This window comes from Acinetobacter geminorum, assembly GCF_013009345.1.
Classification (GTDB): domain Bacteria; phylum Pseudomonadota; class Gammaproteobacteria; order Pseudomonadales; family Moraxellaceae; genus Acinetobacter; species Acinetobacter geminorum.
On record NZ_JABELE010000007.1, the window covers coordinates 153222 to 178614 of the forward strand.

The window sequence follows — 25393 nt, forward strand, 5'->3', positions numbered from 1 at the left end:
TCTTAATCAAGTGATTCATTTCATAAGATTAATATGAACCGGAGATAATTTATGCAATGGACTAAACCAGCTTTTACTGATTTACGCATTGGTTTTGAAGTTACTATGTACTTTGAAGCACGTTAATCAGTTTCATCAAATATGTCATAAGCCCTAGTCTTGTTCTAGGGCTTATCTCTTTCTAATAAGATATTAATTTTATGTATATTTATGTTTTAGGTTCAGCTGCTGGAGGCGGATTCCCGCAGTGGAATTGTAATTGCCCGAATTGTCATGGTGTGCGCACAGGCACAATCCAAGCCAAACCCCGTACTCAATCATCAATTGCTGTTTCTGAAAATGGAACAGACTGGGTTTTATTAAACGCATCACCTGATATCCGTCAGCAACTCTTCGAATTTAAAGCAGCTCAACCAGCGCGTAAATTGCGTGATACAGGAATAACAAGCGTTATTTTAATGGACAGTCAGTTAGACCATACGACTGGGCTTTTAACCTTACGTGAAGGTTGCCCAATGAATGTATGGTGTACAGAAATGGTCCATCAAGATTTAACGAGCGGTTTTCCAGTTTTTAATATGCTCAAACACTGGAATGGTGGTCTTCAATACAACCAAATTAATCCTAAACAAGCTTTTAAAATTGATGGTTTCGAAAATTTAGAGTTTGTGCCTTTAATTATTAAAAGTGCTGCGCCGCCATATTCACCACATCGACATGACCCACATGACGGCGACAACATTGCCTTAGTTATCAAAGACCATAAAACACAAAAACAGTTATTTTACGCACCAGGTCTTGGAAAAATTGATGATCAAATCATGCAGATTATGCAGAGTTCAGACTGCGTCATGATTGATGGAACACTCTGGACAGATGATGAAATGCAACAAACAGGGGTTGGAACTAAAACTGGTCGTGAAATGGGTCATTTATATATTAGTGGCGAAGGTGGTTCACTCTCTTATTTAAATCAGCTGAGTACACCTAAAAAAGTGCTCATCCATATTAACAATACCAATCCAATTTTAAATGAAAACTCTAGCCAGTTTGCTGAGCTTAAAGCAAATGGTGTAGAAGTTGCCTATGACGGCATGCAGATTGAACTCTAAGGTGAAACATGACTCAAACACCTGAAGCTTTAACGACTGAACAATTCAAACAAGCCATTATCGATAAAGGCCAGTATTATCATATCTATCATCCATTTCATGTGATGATGTATGAAGGTAAAGCCACCCAGCAACAAATTCAGGCTTGGGTTGCAAACCGCTATTACTATCAAATTAATATTCCGCTTAAAGATGCGGCGATTATGGCAAATTGCCCCGACCAACGAGTCCGTCAAGAATGGATTCAACGCATGATCGATCAAGATGGTGAATATCCTGATGGAGGTGGTCGAGAAGCATGGTTACGGTTAGCCGAAGCTGTGGGCTTGAGTCGTGAACAGGTTATTTCTGAAGAGTTAGTTTTACCTGGTGTACGCTTTGCGGTAGATGCCTATGTAAATTTTGCACGTCGTGCTTCATGGCGTGAAGCAGCAAGCAGCTCTTTAACTGAACTTTTTGCCCCACAAATTCATCAGTCACGACTTGATTCATGGCCACAGCACTATCCATGGATTGATGATAAAGGCTATGAGTACTTTCGTTCTCGTTTGAGTCAGGCACGCCGTGATGTTGAACATGGTTTAACAATTACGCTTGATTCATTTACAACTTTTGAGCAACAAGAACGAATGCTGGAAATATTACAGTTTAAGCTGGATATTTTATGGAGCATTTTAGATGCTTTAACACTTGCACATGTTCACAATGAAGCACCGTATCACAGCGTGACAAGCAAACGAGTTTGGCACAAAGGACTATTTAAATGAATAAAGAGCAGTTTGATTTAAATCTTGTACCAACCTGGCGACAAGGTTACCGTTTTCAGTTCGAGCCAGCTCAAAATGGTTTTGTGATTTTATATCCTGAAGGCATGATCAAGTTAAATGAAAGTGCAGGGGCAATCGGACAATATATTGATGGGCAGCAAAATGTTTCTGCAATTATTGCCCAGTTAAAGCAAAAATTTGGTGATATTGCTGAGATTGATCAAGATGTAGTGGATTACATGCTGGTCGCAAAACAGCAACACTGGATTGATTTAGTATGACAGAAGGTGTTGGCCTACCTTTATGGTTATTAGCGGAACTCACTTATCGTTGTCCGCTACAATGCCCATATTGCTCAAACCCATTAGACTACGCGCAGCATAAAAATGAACTGACCACGCAAGAGTGGTTTGACGTTTTTGATCAGGCACGTCAAATGGGTGCTGTTCAACTCGGCTTTTCTGGTGGTGAACCACTGGTACGTCAGGATTTAGAACAACTCGTTGCACATGCTCATCAGCAAGGGTTTTATACCAACTTAATTACCTCCGGTATGGGCCTTACCGAACAACGCATTGCTGATCTAAAGCAAGCGGGCCTAGACCACATTCAAGTGAGCTTTCAAGCTAGCGATCCTGTGGTAAACGATGCATTGGCAGGTTCAAAGCATGCTTTTGAACAAAAGTATGAAATGTGCCGACTGGTTAAGAAATACGATTATCCGATGGTGCTTAACTTTGTTATTCATCGACATAACATTGACCAGATTGAAAAAATTATTGAACTTTGCCTTGAGCTCAATGCAGACACAGTCGAGCTAGCAATTTGTCAGTTTTATGGTTGGGCTTTTTTAAACCGCCAAGGTTTATTACCCACACAAGAGCAACTGACACGTGCAGAACGGATTACCAATGAATATCGAGAAAAATTAAAAGCGCAAAATCATCCTTGCAAACTCATTTTTGTAGTGCCTGATTATTATGAAGAGCGACCAAAAGCCTGTATGAATGGCTGGGGTAAAATCTTCTTTACGGTTGCTCCAGATGGTATGGCACTACCTTGCCATGCAGCACGACAACTGCCCATTTCGTTTCCAAACGTCCGCGAACATAAATTGTCAGATATTTGGTACAAATCAACTGGATTTAATCATTTCCGTGGCGATGCATGGATGCCAGAAGGGTGCCGTAGCTGTCCAGATAAAGACCGCGACTTTGGCGGGTGTCGTTGCCAAGCCTATATGTTGACTGGAGATGCGGCTAATGCCGACCCTGTATGTGGGAAATCGCCGTATCATCAAATGATTGAACAGGCACGTACAGAAAGTCAGTTGGCTGCACCTTTGCAAAATTTAGTATTCCGTAATAGTAGAAACTCTAAATCTTTAAGCGCCACACAAAATATTCCAGTCCACACGATTACAGATATATAGCAAGTAGGAATACTCATGAAGCCTAGCCATATTCCAGTTTTTGATGGACATAATGATGCATTAACACGCTTATGGCTAAGTGATCATCCAGATCCTGTACATGCTTTTGTTCATGAACGCCTATCAGGCCATCTGGACTTAAAACGCTGTCAAGAAGCTGATTTTATGGGGGGGATGTTTGCGATTTTTTTACCCCCATACAACTATGTTAAGCAGCATCATCCCAATAAATTATTTGATCCGAATGCTTCTGATTTTACCCAACAGCAAATTGAACAAATTTGTTTAGAACAACTCGATTTAGCTCACCAACTTACTCAGTATTCTAAAAATATTAAAATCTGTACCTCGGTTCAAAATATTCAGGATTGTTTAGCAGAGCAAAAGCTAGCAATTGTATTGCATATGGAAGGTGCAGAAGCTTTACAACTCAATCCTGATTTACTCGATGTATTTTATGAAAGAGGCTTACGTAGTATTGGCCCCCTCTGGAATAGACCTAGTCGTTTTGGACATGGTTTAAATGCTACGTTTCCTCACTCACCCGACACAGGAGCAGGTCTCACGAGTGATGGCAAAGATTTTGTAAAGCGCTGTGCTGATAAAAAAATGGTGATTGATGTTTCACATATGAATGAACAAGCTTTTTGGGATACTGTAAAAATATTGCAGCAGCCAATTGTAGCAACCCACTCTAATGTACATGCTTTATGTCCTCAAGCCCGTAATTTAACTGACCCACAACTCAAAGCAATTCGAGAAAGTAAAGGGATGGTCGGGGTAAATTTCGATGTCGCTTTTTTACGATCGGATGGACAACGAAATGCAGATACATCCATAGATGTAATTTTGGAACATTTAGAATATTTAATGGATCATTTAGGCGAAGAACATGTGGGCTTTGGTTCGGATTTTGACGGTGCACTCATTGGTACAGAACTTCAAGATGTGTCTGGCCTATATCGCTTAATTGATCGTATGCAACAGCGTGGTTATTCTAAAACACTGATTGAAAATATATGTCTTAATAATTGGGTGAGGGTACTTTATAGAATTTTTGGTCAATAATGAATGACTAAACAGAGTTAATCTACAGAATCATAACTGTTTTTTTATTGGCCGAAATGACTAAAAAAAATACAAATAGTTTAATTGTCAACCATTCGGTATATTCACTACACTCAACCTTACTGAATGTAAGAACATTTGGTATTTCAGGTCTTTTGTGGTTTTCACATCACCCATTTCTTCATGAGAAGTAGAAATGGGTTTTTTCTTATCCTAACAATATAATGTGATGATCATCACAAGAATCACCAATTATTAGTAAAATCACTCAATCCTATCTTGACTAAAAGTTCAGCATTAAATACATTTGTAGTGTATTTAAAGATAATAAGATTGCTTAAAGCAATTCATAATACTGCTTAATCCTGAAATACAGTAAAAAGCCTATTCATAAAACAGAATAGGCTTTTTGCTTTGTATCAAAAGTTATTTTTACGGATTATAAGATTATTCAATTAACATAAAAATTAAACACATTACAAAACCGGAGCAAATGAAAGCCCTTAAATAACAAATTTTGTGCTAATAATTTAAGTTAATTTCTCAAAAGTTACTCCGTTAATCGAAGAGGTGCAAAATGTTAAAGTCAATTATAGTCTTAGGAACAGGTATTGCGATTGGGATGTGTATGTACAAGAAAAAGCAAAAGAACATTAAGAGTTTTAACAGAGATAACGATACTGATTCAGTGATTAGTAAAGACTCTGCTAAAGACAAAGATGATGGTTCACTTGATAATGCAGTACACGTTTAGATCTAAATAAAATTAGGGTTCAGGCCATGAACCCTTTTACTTTTATTAAGAATAAAAGCCATAATTATTTTGAATTAAATTAGCTTAGAGATAATATTTAAATTAAATAATCACTCAACTATTCATTTAATTATTACAAAAGTATGATTAAAACAAAAAAAACACTTTGATTGTTAAAATTTACATAATGTATCAGTCGAGCCTTTATTATTATCGATACGAATAATAAAAAAGGAGACTAATATGTCAAAACGCCATATTTTAAAAGAAGTGAATGCTAAAAGTATGTGTGGTATGGAAATCGTTGTTGAACAAATTTATGAAAAAAACTTTGTTGATGCTGCAGTAGAGCAGAATTGGTTACCACTTTCTAAAATTGTGATTTCAGATAAGGTCATTAATTTAGATCAGGATAATAGCTTTGCTCATCCAAGAACAGGCAAAGTCTTTAAAGTCCTTAATTCCTAATGGTTCGTAGCCAGCAAGTAAGCTTTTATATATCTAAGTGATGGAGGCGAAATATAGATATATTTCGCTTCAATGCATTAACTGAAAGCTAATTTTCTGACATACATGATTTAATTGAGAGAAATTGCATTTCTTAACTCGTGATTAGTCTTCGAATAGGTTAATTTATTTATGAAGTTTTTAACTATGTACTGATTTTTTATGTTAATTGAGATAGAAACTCATCCACTTGAACCATTTTTACCCCCAAATGCCCGTTTATTAATGTTGGGTAGTTTTCCACCACCGCGTAATAAATGGAAGATGGATTTTTTCTATCCAAATTTCCAAAATGACATGTGGCGTATTTTTGGTTTGATCTTTTTCCAAGATAAAAACTATTTTTTAAGCGAAAACCAAAAAAATTTTAATGAAGAACGTATTCGAAGCTTCTTAATTGAAACTGGTATTGCAATCTTTGACACGGCTTATCAAATTAAGCGATTGAAGGGGAATGCCGCAGATAAATTTCTTGAAATAGTAACACCGACAGATCTTGCTACTTTGCTACAGCAGATACCACTTTGTCAGACCATTATGACCACTGGCGATAAAGCGACTGACACTTTAATTTCAGTTTTACCAGAACACACCGAAAAACCTCTTATAGGAACTTCTACGTCTACTTACTTTGCTGAACGAAATATTGATTTATACCGTCTACCATCTTCTTCTAGAGCCTATCCATTAGCGCTAGAAAAGAAAGCAGAGGCTTATCAAAAATTCTTTAAAGAGATTGGTATTCTATAAATAAAACCAAATTACTCTCACATCATCCATTCAACCGGCAAATATGAAACTGCCTTAATCATGGTACGTTGGAAAAGACTCGTATCTGGGTCTTTTTCGTATTCAACCACTTTTCCATTAGATTGATAGTCTAACCAAACAATTTGGCCTTCACTATTTAACTTAAGTTGATAGGCGACTTGAGGTAAATGTTGATCAAGCATGACTGAAATTTGAGCTTGTAATTGACTCGACTCAATAACAAGACCGACCTCAGTATTTAAGTAAGTTGAACGTGGATCGAAGTTAAACGAACCAATAAACACTTTTCCGTCTACATCAAAAAATTTGGCATGCAAGCTCGATTTATTTTTACCTTTTGCAGGGATTACACTTCCAGTCACCACTTCATACCATGTTCTGCGTCTGCGTTCTAAAAATGGCTTAAACTCAAATAGTTCCACTCCGCTTTTAAGCATTTCAACTCGATATTGACTATAAAAAGCATGCACAATTGCCACGTCATTTGCAGCAAAAGAATTGGTTAAAACTCTGACTTTAACACCTTGTACCTTGAGTTGTTTTAAGTAGTAAGTGCCTTGTTGTGTAGGAACAAAATAAGCTGAAGCCAATTCGATATGCTGCTTTGGTTCCCCCATAATCTTCATGACTTGGCCATAGAGCATCTCTTCTTTGGAGGCTAGCCCTAATATTTTTTTAGGCGAATCTGCAACAAAGTGCGCTTTTGACCACTGGATTGGATAGTGCTCTAAAAGTTCTTTTAAATAGCTTTGAGCATCGTAAAGCTTATCTTCGGTTTGAGTATGATTTTCACTTTCATGAATTAAATCATGGTAGTGCTGCCGTAATGATTGTAAGTGATGTATGGCACATGTACCCACTAGCTCAGTAGCATTTTGGCTTAAATCACTTTGCCAAAAATCATTAAAGACGGACTGTGCATGTTGTACAGTATGTCCATAAAATAAAATATCTAAATCTGTAAACTGAAACTTACTACTTGCGTCAAAATATTCACTACTAATATTTCGACCACCCGTTACGGCAATCACACCATCTGCAATAATTAATTTATTATGCATGCGATGGTTCACTTTCTTGAACCGGAAAATATAGTCTAAAATTCTTAAATATCTAAACTTGTAGGGATTGAATAATCGAATTTCAAAGTTAGGATGGTGTAGAAGGCTTCTTAGAACACCATCAAGTTTTACTCCATTCTGATCGTCAATGAGTAACCGAACTTTTACACCACGATCTGCCGCCGTTAGTAACTCGTGCAGCATTAAGTTTCCAACAAAATCATTTGTCCAAATATAATATTGTAAATCGATTTTTTCTTTTGCATTTCTAATGAGATACATACGAGAAGCTATACTGATAAAGGCATCATCTAATGCCACAAAAGCAGTCAGTCCTTGTTCTGTTTTTTTTGTAGCTTGCTCATCATTTAACCAATTAAAGCTATTCGTCACTGTATCATTCTCATCAGGGTCGTATGTACCTTTATACGATGGTGTATTTTTAAAGCCCCAAGCATCTAATGCCATACTACTGTAATGCTGATATAGTTGATTAATCATGTAAGCTTTGAAGTCGCATCCAAGATAAACACATCACAGCATTTTTATATTCAATTTATATGTCAAAATTTATATTAAACTCTACAAATACTATCAGCCGAGCCTCAACGCTAGCAATTCCATAATATTTATAGGAGGTTCTAAGAAAACATATCCATTTAAAAATATAAAGTTAAATTTAACCATTTTAAACCTAATGCTATATTTAATATTATTTTTCTAAGGATGCTTGAGATGAGTCACGTGGGTTCTTGTCTATGCAATGAAGTTAAATTTTCAATTACTAATAAAATAAACACAGTCTATCACTGCCACTGTAGTCTTTGCCGTAAACAAACCGGAACCGGGGCAAATGCAGCAACATTAGTAAGCAAAGATAAATTTGAGTGGTTGTCAGGTTTAGAACTTGTCCGCACTTATAAAAAAGAAACAGGCTTCACATCTTCATTTTGCAGCCAATGTGGATCACCAGTGCCTAACTTAGTAGGTAACACTCAGTTTATGTGGATCCCTTTAGGTCTTTTAGATCAAGAGCTTACCGTATTAAAAAAACTTAACTTTTGCATTGTTTCAAAGTCAAATTGGGCCAATACAATTGCGGCTAATGAATCTTATAATCAACTTCCAACTTTGGATGAACTAAAAATATTTTTTGGTTAATGTAGTTTTCATCTACAAAATGAGACTTAGTTTGCATTATTTTGATTTTTTTCGGGTGGTTATGCTTGCAGCTTTCACAAAAACACATTAATTACAATTGGCACTACAACAATTACATTAGCAAACATGATATCTATCATACTTCCTTAATAGGCTGAGTGAGTAGTTTAACGATAAAAGGGAGAAAATAGAGATGCCACAATATTTAATCATCGCTGAGAATGTGTATAAAAAAATTGAGGACAAAAATTTATTTTCAGAAAGCTCAGCAGAGAACTTAAATCATTTAGTTGGTGCAATCCGTAACGAAATTAAAGGAACCAAGTTTGAACTTAAATATAATTTTATAGATTTTGAAGAATGCTTAACCAAACCATTAGAGGAATGTGCCATAAAGTTAGACATGAGCCTGATGCCAAAATATAAAAATAAAGATGAATATATTCTTTGGCTTGCGGGTTTTATTGAAAGAATCACAACAGGAGGTGAGGTGAAACTTCCCCCAATCTCAAAATTTATTCCTCCAGATTTTAAGTTTACTTATGAAGAACCCCTCAAAGTATCATCTTCTACAGGGGATGATGGAGAGATGATCATTAATTATTTCAAGTCAGATGCTTTTACTAAAATTATAAAAGAAGAAAAGTAAGTATATAAAAAATATAGAAGTGATCATCCACTACACTTCTATATCTCGCTGTAAATTCAGCATCCGCCTACTGGGGCGGTTTTTTTTAAAACTTAAATAACCTCCTTATGGAAATCAAAAAAGCTATTGCAGGTACTGAGCTAAAGTTTTTATATAACTTTGTCAACTTCGAAGGTTCTATTGTTAGTATAAAAAATAAACTACCTATTAGATTAGATATGAGCTTGATTCCGAAGCATAAAAGCGAAGATGATTTTATCTTATGGCTGGCAGACTTTATTGATCGCATCACTATAGATACAAGCAAAGGTATTCATTAAAGAAAGCTTATGCTCAGGCAAAAGTATTTGAGAACAATCATATTTAAACTTATTTTCAATCACCAAATCGTAATAGATAAAGCATCTAAGGTTCTTGTCTAGTGGCTGAATTCATATCATGCCGAACTCTGCTTATATTTTCATAAATGACTTTACGCATTCTATTTACTGCGCCTAATGGCTTATGCTCAGGTAAAGCATGCCACGGTGTAAAAGATAAATTTTCGCAGAAGTTGTTTTGTTCTGGTGTATCAAAGTCTTGCTTTGGTATGTGAATAGTCGCCACTTGATAAAAAGGAGCTTTATTTTCATCCCATTCTGTCATTGCATCTTCTACCAACATTTGACTTGAAATACGTGGCTGAATAAGAAACTCCATACAGGCATCGGTATTTTGCAAAGTATTCTTTAAAGCTTCTCTTAAGAAATCATGACTAGGATTTTTAGGTAGATTATTTGGCTGCATTGAACAAGCACGAACTGAATATTTAACCGCTTTTCGGTCATTACCTAGCCCTAACTGATAGGGAACCATAGACCAGTAACGCGCATAGAGTGGGTTTGCGATTTGTGAATTACGTGCTCCGAGTGCATTCACAGTTCCTTTAATACCTAATGCAAATGGAATATGAAATTTTCTGATCATATTATGGCTATTCACATCATTCATAAAAGAAAGATATCGTTTAGCATCATTCGCAAAAAAGACCGGATGATTAATCATAATAAAATCTTGCGTGGTTGCTTGTTTTTCACTTTCTAAAATTTTCTGTCCTGATACACCTAAAATTTTTATTGCTATTCCGCGTGCATCTTTGTCTATGTCGGCACTAGAGGCGTCATTAGAAGCATTTGAAAAGCGAATCCATGCTTGATAATTTTGATCTGGAATAAACATTCCTTTAGCAAACTGAGCTGGCATATTTTTTAAAACATGAAATTCAGCACGAACGCACCCATGTGCTTTAGGGTGAGCGTCACGCAAAGCATTTCCAGCCGTATATTGTTCACGAATTGACTTTTCAATAACTTGAGATATGTTATGGGCTATTGCTTCTTCATTAGGCTGTAATTTTTCTCCTAATGCTGGGTCGATCTGCGTATAAGAGATACTTTCTGAAGAATTCTTTACCAGTGGCGTTGTTTGGGAATATAAAGTTTCACTACAACCTGATAATACAAATGCAAGAGGAGTAAATAAAAACAAACCCTTAAAATTTATAGGCTGCATGAAATTTTCCATTTATTATCTCCTTAGTACAAAAATATTTTAGAATAATATTAAGTATCCTGTGTAAATTTATTTTGGCCTTTATAAAAAATAAACTGTAAATAATTTAAATGTCATTGTTACTTATCTGAACAATAAAATAAAAATTATTATTTAATATAAAACCTCTTAATACATTAAGAGAATGACGTCATGATAACTAATCGACAAAATGTGCAAAATAATACTAACACATCACTTCATCCAATCACTCAAAATACACTTATTGATCGGTTTAGTCCTATTTATTGGAGAATAGACGGTCCACAAACAATGTCTTTTGCTATTACCAATTATGGAAATGGATTTGAAGCATCTTTTAGATCACGCATGACAACGGATTTGGCAGGAATTACTTGGGATTCTTATGATTCTAAAGATCATAAATTTTTAGCGTATGAAACCAAGTATAGCTATACAGGTATGGTATGGGACTTTGATATTGAACTGTCTCCCTCTATGCCTGTTTTAAATAATGGGGCACTAACCCCAACTTTAACGGTTTACTATAACGACAATGGCGTAGATAAAATTGCATATATTGTTCTATTTAATTACGCAAATAATCCTTCATCACGAACGGCACATATTCATATTAACTGGGATACAGTAAAAGCAGGCTTCTCTGCTACAGATAGCTTTCCAGTTACCAATATTCAGCGAATTTCATTTTCAGCTTTTACAAGCAGCTATAACGCACACTCATCATTGCCTCTCAGTCAAGCAGAAGATGGCTATATTCGTATTACCAATTCAGTTGTAACAGGGGCAAATGCCAAGTTAAATCTAAGCCAAGTTGTAGTACCACAGCATAATTATGGCATCTGTACAAGCTATGATGACCACTATGATTTAAATCCTCAGCGCTTAGTCAACAATATGGTGACTTTGGGATATAAAGATTTGGTCAATCACTATTGTGGAATGTCGCACTATCCTGAAATGACGTGGAAAAGCGATATTAATAAATGGCAAATACCAGATACATTGGTGACAGGCGAGACGGTTGTTAATTCATGTACTCGTAAATGGCATGAAAAATATGCCCAAGCTTTGCATAATGCCAGTATGCAACCTATCTTTGGGGTCAGCTTTGAAATGTATTCCTTGGGAGCTAATGAATATTGGGCACAGCGTGACTGGAACAGTAATTTAGGTAAAACAGGCTATCAACCACCGAGCTATTTTTTTAGTTTAAGTCATCAAAATGCTTTGGCATATCTACATAAAGTCTTTATTGAGTTTGCAGATGCAATGGTCGTAGGGGGATGTGATGTAAACATGCAAATTGGTGAACCTTGGTGGTGGTATAACACTGACACCAATCTACCTTGTGTGTATGACTACCCAACAAAATTGGCTTTTAATGCAGATACAGGTTTATATGCACCAGATTTGGGTACAATTTATGAAGCAATGAATAAAACAGGAACGCCATATGATGAGTTTAAAACATGGCTTAGAAATAAGTTAGGACAAACCTGTCAAAATATTCGTACCGTGATCAAAGCAAAATATTCTAGTGCTAAAGTTAGTCCTCTTATTTTCTTTCCTTCCATTCAATCTCCAATTCAGACATTAGCTACTTATATTAACTATCCAACCCAGCACTACTTATATCCTAATTTTGATTACATGATGACAGAAGCTTATGACTGGTTGCTAGAAGCTCGCTTAGACTTGGCACATCAGGCAGTTTCCCAAATTCCTATACAAGGGCTAGGCTATCCTGCCAATAAAGTCATTTATTTATCTGGTTTTGTTCCCGATGCCTCTATTGCCTATATTTATGGTTTTGATAAAACCAAGCCATATCGAACACCGATCTGGCAACGAATTTTTGGTGACATGAAAAATAATGTTTCTCTTGGGTTGATGAAGCAATTTATCTGGGCCTATCCACAAGTTATGTTTGATTCGATTACGATCGATACCACTCAAGCCCCAAATGGCTTCTTTGTTGAAAATACGCTTTATTCGCCAATTAGTGATAACACACCATATCCACCAGATATTTACCTATAAGTAAACACAAACCATTTATAAGATAAGTGATTTGATAGAAAACCTCTTCAAGTAAGAGGTTTTCTTCTTTTTGAAACATAGGCTTGCTTAGACGTACCTGACTGGCTATGCTGTGATGGATTGTCATGAAAGCCAATTTTAATTTAAGCAAAATTAAACTCTTGTATTAGCGTTACATAATCTATTTTGCTCGACTATAAATACCGAATGATTTAAAGGAAACCCAAAGATGAAATCTCGTGCAGCTGTCGCCTTTGCCCCAGGAAAACCTTTAGAAATTGTTGAAGTTGATGTTGCACCACCTCAAGCTGGTGAAGTTTTAATAAAAATTACCCATACAGGCGTATGTCATACAGATGCTTTTACATTATCTGGCGATGACCCAGAAGGTGTTTTTCCTGCCATCTTAGGTCATGAAGGCGCAGGTGTTGTGGTTGAAGTGGGTGAGGGCGTAACAAGCGTTCAACCGGGTGATCACGTAATTCCGCTTTATACAGCCGAATGTAAAGAATGCTTATTCTGTAAATCAGGTAAAACTAACTTATGTGTTGCGGTACGTGCTACTCAAGGTAAAGGTGTAATGCCAGATGGCACCACACGTTTTTCATATAATGGCGAACCGATTTATCACTACATGGGGTGTTCAACCTTTAGTGAATATACGGTAGTTGCTGAAGTATCTTTAGCTAAAATCAATCCTGAAGCGAATCACGAACAAGTTTGCTTACTAGGTTGTGGCGTAACTACAGGTATTGGTGCCGTACATAACACAGCTAAAGTACAAGAAGGTGATTCTGTTGCTGTATTTGGCCTAGGCGGTATTGGTTTGGCTGTTGTACAAGGTGCACGTCAAGCGAAAGCAGGGCGTATTATTGTCGTAGATACAAACCCAGATAAATTTGAACTAGCTAAACAGTTTGGCGCTACAGATTTCTTAAATCCAAAAGATTATGACCAACCAATTCAGCAAGTGATTGTAGAAATGACAGGCTGGGGCGTTGATCATTCATTTGAATGTATTGGTAACGTCAATGTTATGCGCTCGGCTCTAGAGTGCGCACATCGTGGTTGGGGGCAATCTGTTATTATTGGTGTAGCTGGTGCCGGTCAAGAAATCTCGACACGCCCATTCCAGTTGGTTACTGGCCGTAAATGGCTAGGAACAGCATTTGGTGGTGTAAAAGGCCGTTCACAACTTCCTAAAATGGTTGAAGATGCCATGAAAGGTGAGATTCAACTTGAGCCTTTTGTAACGCACACTATGCCTTTACAAGACATTAATACCGCTTTTGATTTAATGCATGAAGGTAAATCAATTCGTACTGTCATTCATTTCTAAATAAAATAAAAAGGGCTGTGATTCAGCCCTTTTTTACGATTTACAGTTTTATCTTAAATGGCATTACCGCACATGTCTGTTGTGCCCTGAGGGTAGCTAAACTGTAGCGCATTACGGTCAGTAATGAGTTCATTAGACAACTCTTGTCCAAATAATTGTTCAGCATCTATTGATATAGCACTTGAGACAGAAAAGCTTATATTCTCAAGTGGAGCGGGTAAAGTAGATTTATATCCCTGATCAACACCGTTTACGATAAAGCCAACCTGCTTAGTGTTTTGATTAATATATATGCCTAATCTCTGGTATCCATTTGAACTATTTGTCATGTTTTGACCCTTATAATATGGATTGTCAGGCCCGCTATTATCACTAAGTCGATAAGCTACAGAATAGTATAATCTAGCAGGATTCTCACCAAAATCTGGATCATAAGTGCCCATATTAAACCAATAGTTGGACCTAACTGTATAGCCATTATTTGTTACGCCATTAAAACCAATGGCAGAGGAGTAATAAGCAGAATTACCAAGTGATGAGTTCCCAAGAGCTGAGGTTGGAATCTTAAGCTCCATTTCAAATGCAATAATCCCTGTGTGAGGTATTATTAAATCACCAATGTCATTAGTCGAATTAAGGCTAGCTTTACTTCTAGCTACATACTCTACAGTACCATACTCATTTTCTGGCATAGGCTCTACTTTAAGACTAAATTTTTGGCCCGTTACCAATGGGAATATTTTCATAGACCAATAGTCAGAGTGTTCATTATTCCAAAGATCATAATCTTCTTGAGTCGCGTCAAAATTATATTTGCAGACTGGGGCAGAGGAATTAAGGGAATTCGTTTGAGCTAATAGCATCTGTGGTGCTAATTTTTCATTCTTTGTAGTGGATGAAATGCTTTTAGATGCTACTTTTTGGCTAGATTCATTACCCAGTGCTGTATTGGTATTATCAGAAGATACTTCATACATTGCCCAACATAATGTCACTGCACTAACAGCAATTAAGCCTATTTTTTTCATAAATGTTCCTATCGAGTTAAGTATTAAATTTTTAGAAAGTAGCGATAAAGCAAAATTTATTATTAATATTTAAATATTTGAAATTATGAAGTTTATAAACTATTGAATATGATTAATCATATTCAATAGTTACAGTAGCCATTGCACGCACTTTACCAGCAGTCACATTTGTTGCTGTTTGATAGTAGCGAGCAGTCATCGGTACGTTATATTGAATTGTCTGGTTAGAAGACAATGTACCTAAGGCTAATTTGTCACCTTTTTTGATGACCTGATTTTTATTTTGATAATTCCAGAGTAACTGTACACCTACGCCGTTTGCTTTTTCAGATGCGGCAGCCGTATTTGCCAATACCTGATTGTTTGTTCCATCTTGGGTAAAGTCGTAAGTTAAACTAATGAGATTTTTCTCTTCGTAACCTGTTGGGTTGATACCGCCATTACAGAGAATGTTCATATCAAAGGTTTGTTCACCTTGAGTAGAACCAACACCTTTGAAGCCAGCCTTTGTAACTGTTGGTAATTGTACAACTTTATTAATATTACCTTGAATTTCACATGAAGATGATGCAATTGTAATGGCATTGGCATTGACAGTACTTGTTAAGAAGGGTTGATTAGGAAAGCCCCGAATATAATAACTACTATACCTGCCTGGTACTAAGGTTCCAGAACCTGTTTGTGGGGCAATTTTAATAATTTCTACCACAAAGTAACCTGATGCTAAATAACGTCTACCAGATATTCCTCCACGTACATAAGGATAATAGCCAGAAAAATTAGTATTATTCTCGGCTTCACGATATAGGCGAATACCAATACCGGGAATATTAGTAGTATAAATGCTATTGCCTAAAGGGCTTAAAGGATAAGCTTGGGTTAATTCTGCAACTACTGCATCACTATAGTCACAGTACCAAGCTTCTGTACTAGTACGACTAATAGGAAAAGTCGCTTTTCTTAAAATAGCACCGACTGGGTCGCTTGGACGCACAACAACACGCCCCACAGCCATAAGGACGTCATTTTTTTCATAATCATATATACGACAGGCAGCCTTAGCCTCGCCATAAATCCCAAGACCAGCGGTAAATAGAGCACCCGTTAATAATATTCTTTTCATTTGCAGACAGCCTCAGTCATTACCATGCTTTGTTGCTTATTTTGCAACTGATTACTGATGTTGTACTCAACAGAACAACGTTCATTGCTTTCATCGCCCCATTTCACATAGAGACGATCTTGAGCAAGTGGAGTACGTAAGTAAATCATACTACCTTGTGCAACAATACCGACAGCTTCATCTTTTTGGTTAAAGACTTGAGCTGCAAACGGTAAACTATTGCCATCTACAGTTTTACTATTAATGTAAACTGCATAACCAGTTTTAGTCGCAAAATCTACTTTAGCAATTGCGCCAGCAAAAGGTGCGATACGTTGACTTGTTTCTTCAAGCTCTACTTGGCTCGACATTTCTTGTGGGTCAAGGGTAATGTCATTAAGACGGTACGGAGTAACATAAGGAACTACCGCATAACCCGCTTTATTCACGCTCAAACCAACAGCATTATTAACTTTTGCTCCTGCAGCTTCTGGCGCATGCACAAGTACCATCGTTTGGCCTTGCTCAGGTCCAAATAAAATACCTTCTGAGTGTGCAACCACACTACCAGTTAAGCTAACCATTGCTTGTTGGTAAGAATCAGCCACACTATAAGAACCACCAACAGTTGTATAGTTGGTACGATAACGTCCATTTACGTTAAATGATGGATTTGAATAGTCCTGATGTGACATTGAAGCGCCGTAACTAAAGCGATCTCCAACCATACCACTTGCACCAACAGTACGACTGTCTTCAGAAGCAGTAACGTTAACGTTAACTGAATTCTTTTTGAAATCAATCGGGAACGATAATGTCATTAAATATTCAGTATCGTGTGTTTGATTGGTTGAGCCATATTCAACTTTACGGTTAATTGCAGATAAACCATAAGTTAAACCATGGAAGTTATTACTGTAACCAACCTGATATTGTTTAGTACTTTCACTACGGTTCCAATAATCAACCCAAGAACCTACTACATAGAAGTTACCCCAACCTTCAGGTAAACCTTGGTTTAAGGTAATTTGGAATTCACTACGTTGACGACCAGCAGAGTAGGTATTAATACCTTTTTCTTCAAAATCACGAATCTGTAGAGCATCACGTAATTTATAGAAGTTTTCTGTTGAGTAACGATAAGCTGCTAGTGTTAAGTTTGTGTTGGTTGGAGTAATTAACTTGCTATAACTTAAACGGAAACTTTGTCCTGACTGTGAAGACTGTTTTTCAAATTCAGCTTCAGAGTGGGTTACATCTAACGCCACGGCACCAATTGGTGTAGCAAAAGCGGCACCCAACAGTATAGCGGCATAATTTTCAGTTGCTTGTATGCCTGTATAACCTGTTAGGTAATTATTAATCCCTTGTTGATATTTACCTTGAACAACCCAAGGATCAATATCAATATCTGAATCACGGAACTGACCAATAGTTAAAGCATAACGATTCATGCCAGGACGAAGCATCTGCACAACAGATGCATAAGGCACAGCAAATTTCTGTATTTCCCCATTCGCTTCGATAACAGAAACTTCAATTTCTCCACCAAAACCAGTAGGGTAAAGGTCATTAATTTCAAAGTTACCTGGTGCTACTGTTGTTTGATAGATAAGTTGGCCTTGTTGACGAACTTCAACTTTTGCATTGGTTTTAGCATTACCACGAATACGTGGAGCATAACCCACCATACTATTTGGTAACATACGATCATCACTTGAGAAATCAATACCGCGATAACCATATGAATCAAATATTTCGCCGTTTGTAAAATTATCACCTAGTGTTAAGACACCTCGGTATTTCGGAAATGCTCTTTGTAAATATGTACTCGTTTCTTCGTAGCTTGACTTAGATTGATTTTCAGCAGGGGTATCCTGCCATTGCCACTGACCATTATGACGTAATTGCCAACCACCTAAATTCAACCCAGCAGTCACTCCCATAAACGCATTTGATGTTTCGCGTATATCGCCAGATTGATTAAAAGTCTTATAAGCACTACCGTTATAAGATAAAAATCCAGCATTAATACCACGATCCCATACACTTGGGTCGACATAGCCTTGCGCATTTTTTTGCAAAGCAACTTGCGGAATAGAAATATCTACACGTAAACGAGAGGTATCAAACTCATAAAATGCATTTTCAACCCACTCTTCAATTTTATAACAACTATTATTTTCTTTTTGAAGGGTAGTGTGTTTAGACAAAACATCTTGTTTAACGCCGTACTCAAGCAGGTTTGTTCCTGTGAAACAGGTTACAGCATTTTTATTTGGATCTAATGCTTTAAAGAACATACGACGTTTGCCAAACCATTGGCCATTTACATAAACGTCAACATTATATTCACCTGGTAAAACAGGATTACCATATTTAAAACGTGAAATATCAACTTTTTGAGCATCACCAATTAAAAAAGCAGAATCAAATTCAGCTTCCACTGGTGCACTCGCGGTTGTTTCTTCAGCATGCACGAATACGGGCATTGTCATTGTGACAACACCAGAAGCCAAGTAGTAACAAATATGGCGTTTTAATAATTTATAAGATTCTTGCCTTTTTTTTGGCATAACTAAGTCCGCCTACTCACATAATAGGTGCTTAAATTTATTAAAAAGATAAATCTGATTACTGAAGTTTTATTTGGTGTTCGACTCGACCACCATAGTCATTGACATTCATAAAACTCATATCTTGAAGATTGCCATTCTTAAGCTGAACAGACTCTTCAGAAAAAGGTTTAATCATTAAACCTTGAGGTAATAAATCAACTTTTTTATCACCTGCCTTTTGGTAAACAGAAGTCATCGTAATGTGGAAAGGAGTTGGATTTTTTACCGTTAAATTCTGACCAGATTTAACCCATTGAAGCTTATCTGCTGCTAAATTCGCATCTTCTTTAATTGAAGCCGGACGATAGAAGAATTTGATCCGGGAACGAATTGCAAGTTGTAAGAAGTTATCAGGTGTCGTATCTGCATTTTTTGAGGTAGGTCTTGGTGGAATATCCAAAACGTTTAACCACAAAACAGTTTCTTGCTTCTGGTTAAATTGAGAAGCATTTGGAAGGGCAGTAATACGAAGCGTCTGACTTTTTGTCGCTTCAACACGAGAAATTGGAGGAGCAATCATAAAAGGAACTTTTGATTGATCCGGAGTACTTTTTGGATCACCTTCATCAATCCAAGCTTGGACAAGTGCTGGTTTTGAACCGTTATTGCTAACTTGTAGCGTAACTTCTCTAGCATCCGACGGATAAATTACACGGGTGCCATGAATTACAATTTCTGCTTGAGCGGCAGGAGCAGCAACAGATGAAGCAAACGCCAAACCTAACAAAAAATTATAACTGTTCAATTTCATTTTTCGAGTTCTCAACCAAGAAAGATTCAGGAAAGTGCTACACAAAACAGGGTTTCCATGCGGACATAGAAACCCCGCTATCAATTAATTATTGATAGATAATTGTGTATTGAACAGAAGTAGTTACTTTACCAGCAGTAGAAGCACCAGTTGCATAGTATTCAGCATAGTAGTTAAGGTCAGCACTTGCACCTTCAGCTACGTCAACCCATTGAGAGTTAGCTTGAGCACCGTTTGCACCAGCAGCAAGTACTGGGATGAAGTTGTTGTTGCTACCTAAAAGTTGAACGTTAACGTTTTTAGCACCAGTAGCGTCTGTGTTAAGTAAACGACCAGTATTAAAGTCAACGTTAGCACCTGGTTCGAAGTAAGTAGCTACTTTACCTTCAGAACAGTTAGCTAATTTAATTTGGAAAGGAGTACGACCAGCAACATCCCCAGCAACAGCTAAAGTTTGTTTAGAAACAGTTGGAAGAGTAACTGTCAAGTCTTTACCACCGTTATTAACGATGTCACAAGTTTTGTCTGTAACTAAACCATTAATTGTAATTGTACCATCAGCAGCTTGAGCATTCGCAATCCCTACAACCGAAAGAGCAGCGATCAAAGCAAGTTTTTTCATAGTGTTTTCTCAAAGGTCTGGATAAAAGTTTAATTCCTTACTTTTCCAGTGTTTGACATCTTGAAAAGTAATGCCGCAATATTAACACTTCTTAAACAAAATGCAAACTACATCACATTATTTTTTCATATTTTTAATTTTAACACACAATTTATTTGGAATGTAGAGCTAGTATTTACAACTTATGCAGCTGTTTATAAAAGTTTTTTTGTTTTCTGAAAGAAAGATGCTATGTAAAAAAGTAAGTTACATAAGAACACTATGAAAATTGAAAAGAATTAAACAATTTATGTGAAAAATAAGCTTAAACTCTTAGAATACAATTATATAGAATAAACTGTGTATATGTATACAAAAAAATAGACAAATAGTCATTTTTGATGAAAAAGAGCTAACAAATCATCAATTCATAAAAATGTGCGATGAATTCGACAAATCACTCTTTTATCCAAGCTTACTAATGAAATAAGCTCAAATATTCTAGTTATAAGTTAGTGATAATTGATAAGTACAACCTTGTGATTAGAACCTATACTTTCAATACTAGTGTCCATTTTCTCAGTGTGTTGAGCTAATTTAAAAAGACTATCTTTATTTAAATATTCATTATCAAGTTTAATATTTAAATTATTTACATCAACACATTCTATCTCACTATGTTCTCTTGAACACGTATCTTCAACAATATTTCCTCTTATCATTATTGTGTTATTTGCATAACAAAATAGTGGGGAAGCGGAAAGCACCATCAAAACAAGAAGTTTAAATATATTATTTTTCATTTTATATACCTATTTATAAAATAGCTTATATATAGTTGATACATTATTTTTAATTTAAAAACAATCATTAAGCTTAAAATAATAAAAATTATTAATTTTCACGTGATATAAATCACATTAACCATTTTAAATAATGTAATAGTTAAAATTCTTAAACCATATTAATCCATGTAATTAGTTAAAAATTAAATAATTAATATAAATTATTGATATTTAATTAATTTTTAAAAAATAGATTAATAAATCAACTAAATGATATATGATTAAACATATAATTTACTTATTTGATTTATAATTTATGTTTCAAAATTATTACCGAGAAATAAAATATGGATTTTAATAAAAATGTGACCAAATATACATTATCGAAGCAATGTGTAATTAAATTTGCTTTATATTGTAGATCCTGAGTATATAAGATCTAATGAATTAGAATTTAGCATACACTTTAAATATTTTAGGAAAATGAACTAACGAAATATAATTCGTAGATTCCTTTGGATTTAGGTAGGAGAAAAGTTCAATAAAAATCAAACAAGCGATTATTAGCCGAACCTAATCATAATTTCTATTTAATTAGATTTATGAATACTATTTATTATGCATCAATAGCAACTTCAGAAGATGCTAGTGCTGAATTTAATTAGAATAAAGATTCATTCCACATAGCTAAAACGTACCACAATAGCTAGAAAGAGAAATAAGTACTACAAACAAATGAAGGATAGCTACCAAGCTATGGGTCAATATTGAATTATATGACTGTTCGTATAATGTGATGCACAGATTATGTTACTAAGCCCCAGTGAGAACATTGTTAGTCTCACGGGGCTTTTTAACATCAATCTGCATTATGCGAATTTGAAGCCGAGGCGGGGAGTCCACGTCTTCTAATGGTGGACTCTAGTCCGAAATTTCGGAATTTTTATAGATCTTTTGCGTTTCTTACAACTACTTTTCCATGTGCTGATATCTCAACATTTTCTATAGCTTGATCAAGGATGATGTGTACAAGCTCACTATCCTTGATCGGCTGTAGATTTTTATTGATCAGAATTTTATTGAGCTCTACACACTTCTTTCGTAGAGATTCTTGCTCTTTGTCATTTAAACGAACTGTTACTGCCATTTTCGTCACATTTTCGGGTTATTAACTTGCATACAATATTACTTGTATATCTGTTATATGTGCTTGCTATTCATGTGTAATTGTATTAAATTCCGCTTAATGTTATTTGTATACATGCGTAATTAGACCATGCTAGATCATATTTGCATAAATGCGCCTTTTGAATCCAGCTTCTACTCAGTAGATGCGGAAGGGCGTTATTTTTTTGTAGATATCGATCTTCACAGTATAGAAATACCGCTTGCTTCTCGTTCTGTTCATAAGAATGACGATGGTTCAATTTCTGCTGCTGCGTTATTCCATCCGTTTGAGTCGGTTCCGACTCATTACACTGGTATGGCAATGAAAGTTTTTTTTGATTCTTCGTATGAACCTTTTGTACAGATCAAGGCTTCTCCTGCGAAATTGCTGCAAGGGCATAATGTCTTTGGCAGCGACAACATAGAGCAGGGTGCTATGGAAATGATCGGCTTCTTACATGAAGCTTATCCGCTTCTTGCAAGGATGCTAGATTGGCCTCGTGCATGGGTTTCACATATTGATGTGACTTACTCAGTACGATTGAAAGACCAGAACACAGCTAAAAAAGTTTTGGATTTCTTGAGCAATGTCAGCAATGGCCAGACTCGTTTAAGTAACAAGCGTTTCGACAGTTCAGTATATTGGGGAGGTCAGACTTCAAGACTTGTGAATCACAAGTGTTATATGAAGCATGACGAATTTATCGCTCAATTTGAGGAGTATAAGCAACTTGCAAAGAAGAACGATAAAGCAGCTCAACGAGTTGTTGATGTCATGTCCAATTCGGATCTGATTAACTGGACTGTCGGTCTTTTACGTTTTGAATCACGTTTAAAAAAACGTTGGCTTGAACGTAATGGAATTCCTACCAATCTCAGTTATGAAACCTTTTGTTTAGGGGCCTCTTATGCTCGACCGTGGATTATTTTTGTAGGCATGTTAACTGCCTTCTTCATTGTCACTGGACATTATCGAGGGGGTAGTAATGATTAGAGGATTAATATTTTTATTGATGTATGTAGGCGAGAAATTCTTAACTACTGCATTTAAAAAATTATTGGCTGGTGCAGGTTTGGGACTTGTTTCATTTGCAATTTCACAGTCAGTTTTTTCAATTTTACTTAACTATGTAAACAATCAATTTCAGCAGCTTTCAGGTCTATTTTATTTAATTGACCTTGCGGGGGTTGATGTTGCTATCAGCTATATTTTGTCTGCAATTTCAATACGCATAACAATGAACGCGGGCAAATTATCGATTAGGAAACTACAATAATGTTATACGCTATCATTGCAAAGCCTGGTCAGGGGAAATCATATTTTGCTGTTGTTCGTATGTATGAAGAGCAGCAAAAAAATTTAGAAAATCTTAAAAAGAATGCTCCTATTTTTGAAGAAAATAGAAAGTTACTAGAAGATCGTGATCTACTAAAACGTGATTTTACGTATACCTATGAGCTAGGTGATAAAACACTTCAAAAAACCTCTAATCATGAAGATTTCGATGTGTTGGAGGATGCGGAGCAGTTTGAGGAATATTTCGAATATTACTTTTTTTATAATAAATATATTGAGCAGATTACCAAAGAGGAAGGAATTGCATTAACTGCATTGCTTCCAGTAAGGCAAATTTATTCAAATATTAACGGTTTAAAAATTGCAGGTGTTTTGCCATTTCCAGATATTGACTGGCGTAAAACTCCGATGGGTTCTATTCATTACATTGATGAGATTCGTAGACGTCCTCCTTACAAATGGGAAGGCCGAGTACCATCTCAAGATCCAATTATTTTAGGTATGTCTGAGGTGCGTCATACCGATAAAGATGTATGGCTTATTTCTCAAGATGCAGAAGATTTAAACTATTCGCTTAGACAGTTAATCGATAAGCTGTATTTTGTTAAAAGACCACCTCAAAACCCACAGGCTTGCGGTATTTATGTATTCGATAAATATCTTAGTCGCCCACGTGATGCAGCAGATTCACAACGCGATCCGAAGAAGTATGTTGATTATTTTCTGTTAGTTTATAAAAAGAAATTTCAACGCATGTATGTTAGTGCATCTTCTCATACATCAATGAAATTCAGGATTTCGCCAAAAGTATTTGCATACATATTTTTGTTTTTTGCCATATTAACGATTGCCATTGTCGGCTTTATGAAAATACCTATTTTTCAAAGTTTTGGCAGTGCAATTAAGCAAATGACAGGACAGGAAAAAGATGCATTTAGTCAATTACAGTCGGGACCTCAAGTTGCTGATGACAAGTCGAAATCTATGGCTGACAAATTAAAATATGAAGCTGAGTGCGGTACTTTAACACCAGAACAATGTGCTGATTTGAAGAATCCAGAAGTCAGAAATAATCAACTACAGCAAGTAAATGATGTTCGTATGGAGACAATTGCAGTCAAGTACAATCCGAATAGGCCTTATGATGTTGATACTTCAAAGATTGAGTATCAAGTGACGTCTAAGCCTGTATTTGCGGGCTGTATGAAGAAAAAAGGTAGATATGTTGCTTACACTGAACAGGGCACAATTTTGCATGATGTGAGCCAGTCAGACTGTGCGAAACTGATTGAAGATAATGACCGTCCGTACAACTACTTTAAGCAGCAATCACAAGGTTTTTCGCAACCACAGCAGGCACAACAATTGCCACAGCAACCACAACAAGCTGATTACCCGTCTCGATATAAAGAGGCTGAAATTATCGCTAAGTACGAGGCAGCAAAACAGCAAGGCTTAATTTAAATTTCTTCTCTTTGATTACAAAAACCGTCTATTTGATGTAACGTAGCTGTATAGAAAAGTGTCTTCAGGGGAATTGAGACACATCGAGTAAACACTTAAATCTTGTACAATTTTTGCGTGTCTCAAGGCGTAGTCTAGACACTTTGGCGGGTGGGATATATGACAAATGATGATATTGCTTTAGTACTTTTTTTGATTTTTATCTTTTTTGCAGCCCTCTACTATGTTTTGAAATCCATTAAAGAAACTTCGCTCTGAAAGTTCGCATAATGTGATGCACAGATTATGTTACTAAGCCCCAGTGAGAACATTGTTAGTCTCACGGGGCTTTTTAACATCAATCT

General features: G+C 36.1%; 25 protein-coding genes and 2 pseudogenes. 18 read left to right on the top strand and 9 right to left on the bottom strand.

What is annotated here, in order from left to right; all coding sequences use genetic code 11:
* Window positions 1–51 precede the first annotated feature (51 nt).
* The 9 genes from pqqA to HJG58_RS08590 all read left to right on the top strand — a co-directional run bounded on the left by pqqA (window position 52) and on the right by HJG58_RS08590 (window position 6390).
* A complete protein-coding gene (gene pqqA / locus HJG58_RS08550; RefSeq protein ID WP_001982218.1) occupies window positions 52–126 on the top strand; it encodes a pyrroloquinoline quinone precursor peptide PqqA in 75 nt (24 codons plus the stop codon).
* Window positions 127–200: 74 nt separating this feature from the next.
* On the top strand, window positions 201–1112 hold the full coding sequence (gene pqqB / locus HJG58_RS08555; protein ID WP_170248573.1) for a pyrroloquinoline quinone biosynthesis protein PqqB: 912 nt from the start codon (window positions 201–203) through the stop codon (window positions 1110–1112).
* A gap of 8 nt (window positions 1113–1120) precedes the next feature.
* Entirely contained in the window at window positions 1121–1879 is a 759-nt protein-coding gene (gene pqqC / locus HJG58_RS08560; RefSeq protein WP_060465641.1) for a pyrroloquinoline-quinone synthase PqqC, read from the top strand.
* Entirely contained in the window at window positions 1876–2160 is a 285-nt protein-coding gene (pqqD, locus tag HJG58_RS08565) for a pyrroloquinoline quinone biosynthesis peptide chaperone PqqD (protein ID WP_004792407.1), read from the top strand. Before pqqC ends, pqqD begins: the two co-directional genes overlap by 4 nt.
* A complete protein-coding gene (pqqE, locus tag HJG58_RS08570) occupies window positions 2157–3311 on the top strand; it encodes a pyrroloquinoline quinone biosynthesis protein PqqE (protein ID WP_170248574.1) in 1155 nt (384 codons plus the stop codon). The genes pqqD and pqqE overlap by 4 nt, the downstream gene beginning before the upstream one ends.
* A gap of 15 nt (window positions 3312–3326) precedes the next feature.
* A complete protein-coding gene (locus HJG58_RS08575) occupies window positions 3327–4379 on the top strand; it encodes a dipeptidase (protein WP_170248575.1) in 1053 nt (350 codons plus the stop codon).
* A 577-nt stretch (window positions 4380–4956) separates the two neighbouring features.
* Window positions 4957–5133: a hypothetical protein gene (locus tag HJG58_RS08580; protein ID WP_170248576.1), complete on the top strand. Its 177-nt coding sequence runs from the start codon at window positions 4957–4959 to the stop codon at window positions 5131–5133.
* Between the two features lie 243 nt (window positions 5134–5376).
* Window positions 5377–5601, top strand: a complete 225-nt coding sequence (locus HJG58_RS08585) for a hypothetical protein (protein ID WP_170248577.1) — start codon at window positions 5377–5379, stop codon at window positions 5599–5601.
* 201 nt (window positions 5602–5802) lie between these two features.
* The gene (locus HJG58_RS08590) at window positions 5803–6390 is read left to right on the top strand and encodes a uracil-DNA glycosylase family protein (protein WP_170248578.1); all 588 of its coding nucleotides are present in this window, start codon (window positions 5803–5805) and stop codon (window positions 6388–6390) included.
* A gap of 17 nt (window positions 6391–6407) precedes the next feature.
* Here HJG58_RS08590 and HJG58_RS08595 read toward each other — a convergent pair whose 3' ends face one another.
* Entirely contained in the window at window positions 6408–7973 is a 1566-nt protein-coding gene (locus tag HJG58_RS08595) for a phospholipase D family protein (RefSeq protein ID WP_170248579.1), read from the bottom strand.
* A 225-nt stretch (window positions 7974–8198) separates the two neighbouring features.
* On the opposite strand from HJG58_RS08595, the gene HJG58_RS08600 reads away from it, so the two are divergent.
* The 3 genes and pseudogenes from HJG58_RS08600 to HJG58_RS08610 form a co-directional block, all read left to right on the top strand.
* The gene (locus HJG58_RS08600; protein WP_170248580.1) at window positions 8199–8633 is read left to right on the top strand and encodes a GFA family protein; all 435 of its coding nucleotides are present in this window, start codon (window positions 8199–8201) and stop codon (window positions 8631–8633) included.
* A 193-nt stretch (window positions 8634–8826) separates the two neighbouring features.
* Window positions 8827–9282, top strand: a complete 456-nt coding sequence (locus HJG58_RS08605; RefSeq protein WP_170248581.1) for a hypothetical protein — start codon at window positions 8827–8829, stop codon at window positions 9280–9282.
* 89 nt (window positions 9283–9371) lie between these two features.
* Window positions 9372–9602, top strand: a pseudogene (locus HJG58_RS08610) (hypothetical protein); the annotation flags it as partial.
* An 85-nt stretch (window positions 9603–9687) separates the two neighbouring features.
* Here HJG58_RS08610 and HJG58_RS08615 read toward each other — a convergent pair.
* On the bottom strand, window positions 9688–10845 hold the full coding sequence (locus HJG58_RS08615) for a catalase family protein (protein WP_170248582.1): 1158 nt from the start codon (window positions 10843–10845) through the stop codon (window positions 9688–9690).
* A 180-nt stretch (window positions 10846–11025) separates the two neighbouring features.
* Between HJG58_RS08615 and HJG58_RS08620 the strand changes: the two genes are divergently transcribed.
* Together HJG58_RS08620 and HJG58_RS08625 are read left to right on the top strand one after the other, a co-directional pair.
* A complete protein-coding gene (locus tag HJG58_RS08620) occupies window positions 11026–12897 on the top strand; it encodes a non-contractile tail sheath protein (protein WP_216076547.1) in 1872 nt (623 codons plus the stop codon).
* A 229-nt stretch (window positions 12898–13126) separates the two neighbouring features.
* Window positions 13127–14236, top strand: a complete 1110-nt coding sequence (locus tag HJG58_RS08625) for an S-(hydroxymethyl)glutathione dehydrogenase/class III alcohol dehydrogenase (RefSeq protein ID WP_004792384.1) — start codon at window positions 13127–13129, stop codon at window positions 14234–14236.
* A 53-nt stretch (window positions 14237–14289) separates the two neighbouring features.
* Here HJG58_RS08625 and HJG58_RS08630 read toward each other — a convergent pair whose 3' ends face one another.
* The 7 genes from HJG58_RS08630 to HJG58_RS08660 all read right to left on the bottom strand — a co-directional run bounded on the left by HJG58_RS08630 (window position 14290) and on the right by HJG58_RS08660 (window position 22268).
* Entirely contained in the window at window positions 14290–15264 is a 975-nt protein-coding gene (locus HJG58_RS08630) for a DUF4882 family protein (RefSeq protein ID WP_087400653.1), read from the bottom strand.
* Between the two features lie 112 nt (window positions 15265–15376).
* The gene (locus tag HJG58_RS08635; protein WP_087400655.1) at window positions 15377–16387 is read right to left on the bottom strand and encodes a fimbrial protein; all 1011 of its coding nucleotides are present in this window, start codon (window positions 16385–16387) and stop codon (window positions 15377–15379) included.
* Complete coding sequence (locus HJG58_RS08640; RefSeq protein ID WP_125518585.1) at window positions 16384–18942, bottom strand: fimbria/pilus outer membrane usher protein; 2559 nt, start codon at window positions 18940–18942, stop codon at window positions 16384–16386. Before HJG58_RS08640 ends, HJG58_RS08635 begins: the two co-directional genes overlap by 4 nt.
* Before the next feature lie 58 nt (window positions 18943–19000).
* Window positions 19001–19735 (bottom strand): fimbrial biogenesis chaperone, encoded by a 735-nt coding sequence (locus HJG58_RS08645; RefSeq protein ID WP_144618939.1) that lies wholly within the window; start codon window positions 19733–19735, stop codon window positions 19001–19003.
* Window positions 19736–19823: 88 nt separating this feature from the next.
* Complete coding sequence (locus HJG58_RS08650) at window positions 19824–20357, bottom strand: fimbrial protein (protein ID WP_170248583.1); 534 nt, start codon at window positions 20355–20357, stop codon at window positions 19824–19826.
* Between the two features lie 491 nt (window positions 20358–20848).
* Window positions 20849–21139: a hypothetical protein gene (locus HJG58_RS08655; protein WP_170248584.1), complete on the bottom strand. Its 291-nt coding sequence runs from the start codon at window positions 21137–21139 to the stop codon at window positions 20849–20851.
* Between the two features lie 925 nt (window positions 21140–22064).
* A complete protein-coding gene (locus tag HJG58_RS08660; protein WP_023188345.1) occupies window positions 22065–22268 on the bottom strand; it encodes a hypothetical protein in 204 nt (67 codons plus the stop codon).
* A 129-nt stretch (window positions 22269–22397) separates the two neighbouring features.
* Here HJG58_RS08660 and HJG58_RS08665 point away from each other — a divergent pair.
* The 4 genes and pseudogenes from HJG58_RS08665 to HJG58_RS08675 form a co-directional block, all read left to right on the top strand.
* A pseudogene (locus HJG58_RS08665) lies at window positions 22398–23165 on the top strand (phage/plasmid replication protein, II/X family); the annotation flags it as partial.
* A complete protein-coding gene (locus HJG58_RS19200; RefSeq protein ID WP_407925777.1) occupies window positions 23151–23282 on the top strand; it encodes a virulence factor TspB C-terminal domain-related protein in 132 nt (43 codons plus the stop codon). The pseudogene HJG58_RS08665 and the gene HJG58_RS19200, both read left to right, overlap by 15 nt.
* Complete coding sequence (locus HJG58_RS08670; protein WP_170248586.1) at window positions 23275–23565, top strand: DUF2523 family protein; 291 nt, start codon at window positions 23275–23277, stop codon at window positions 23563–23565. The genes HJG58_RS19200 and HJG58_RS08670 overlap by 8 nt, the downstream gene beginning before the upstream one ends.
* Window positions 23565–25049 (top strand): P-loop NTPase family protein, encoded by a 1485-nt coding sequence (locus HJG58_RS08675; RefSeq protein WP_170248587.1) that lies wholly within the window; start codon window positions 23565–23567, stop codon window positions 25047–25049. Before HJG58_RS08670 ends, HJG58_RS08675 begins: the two co-directional genes overlap by 1 nt.
* Window positions 25050–25393: the final 344 nt, after the last annotated feature.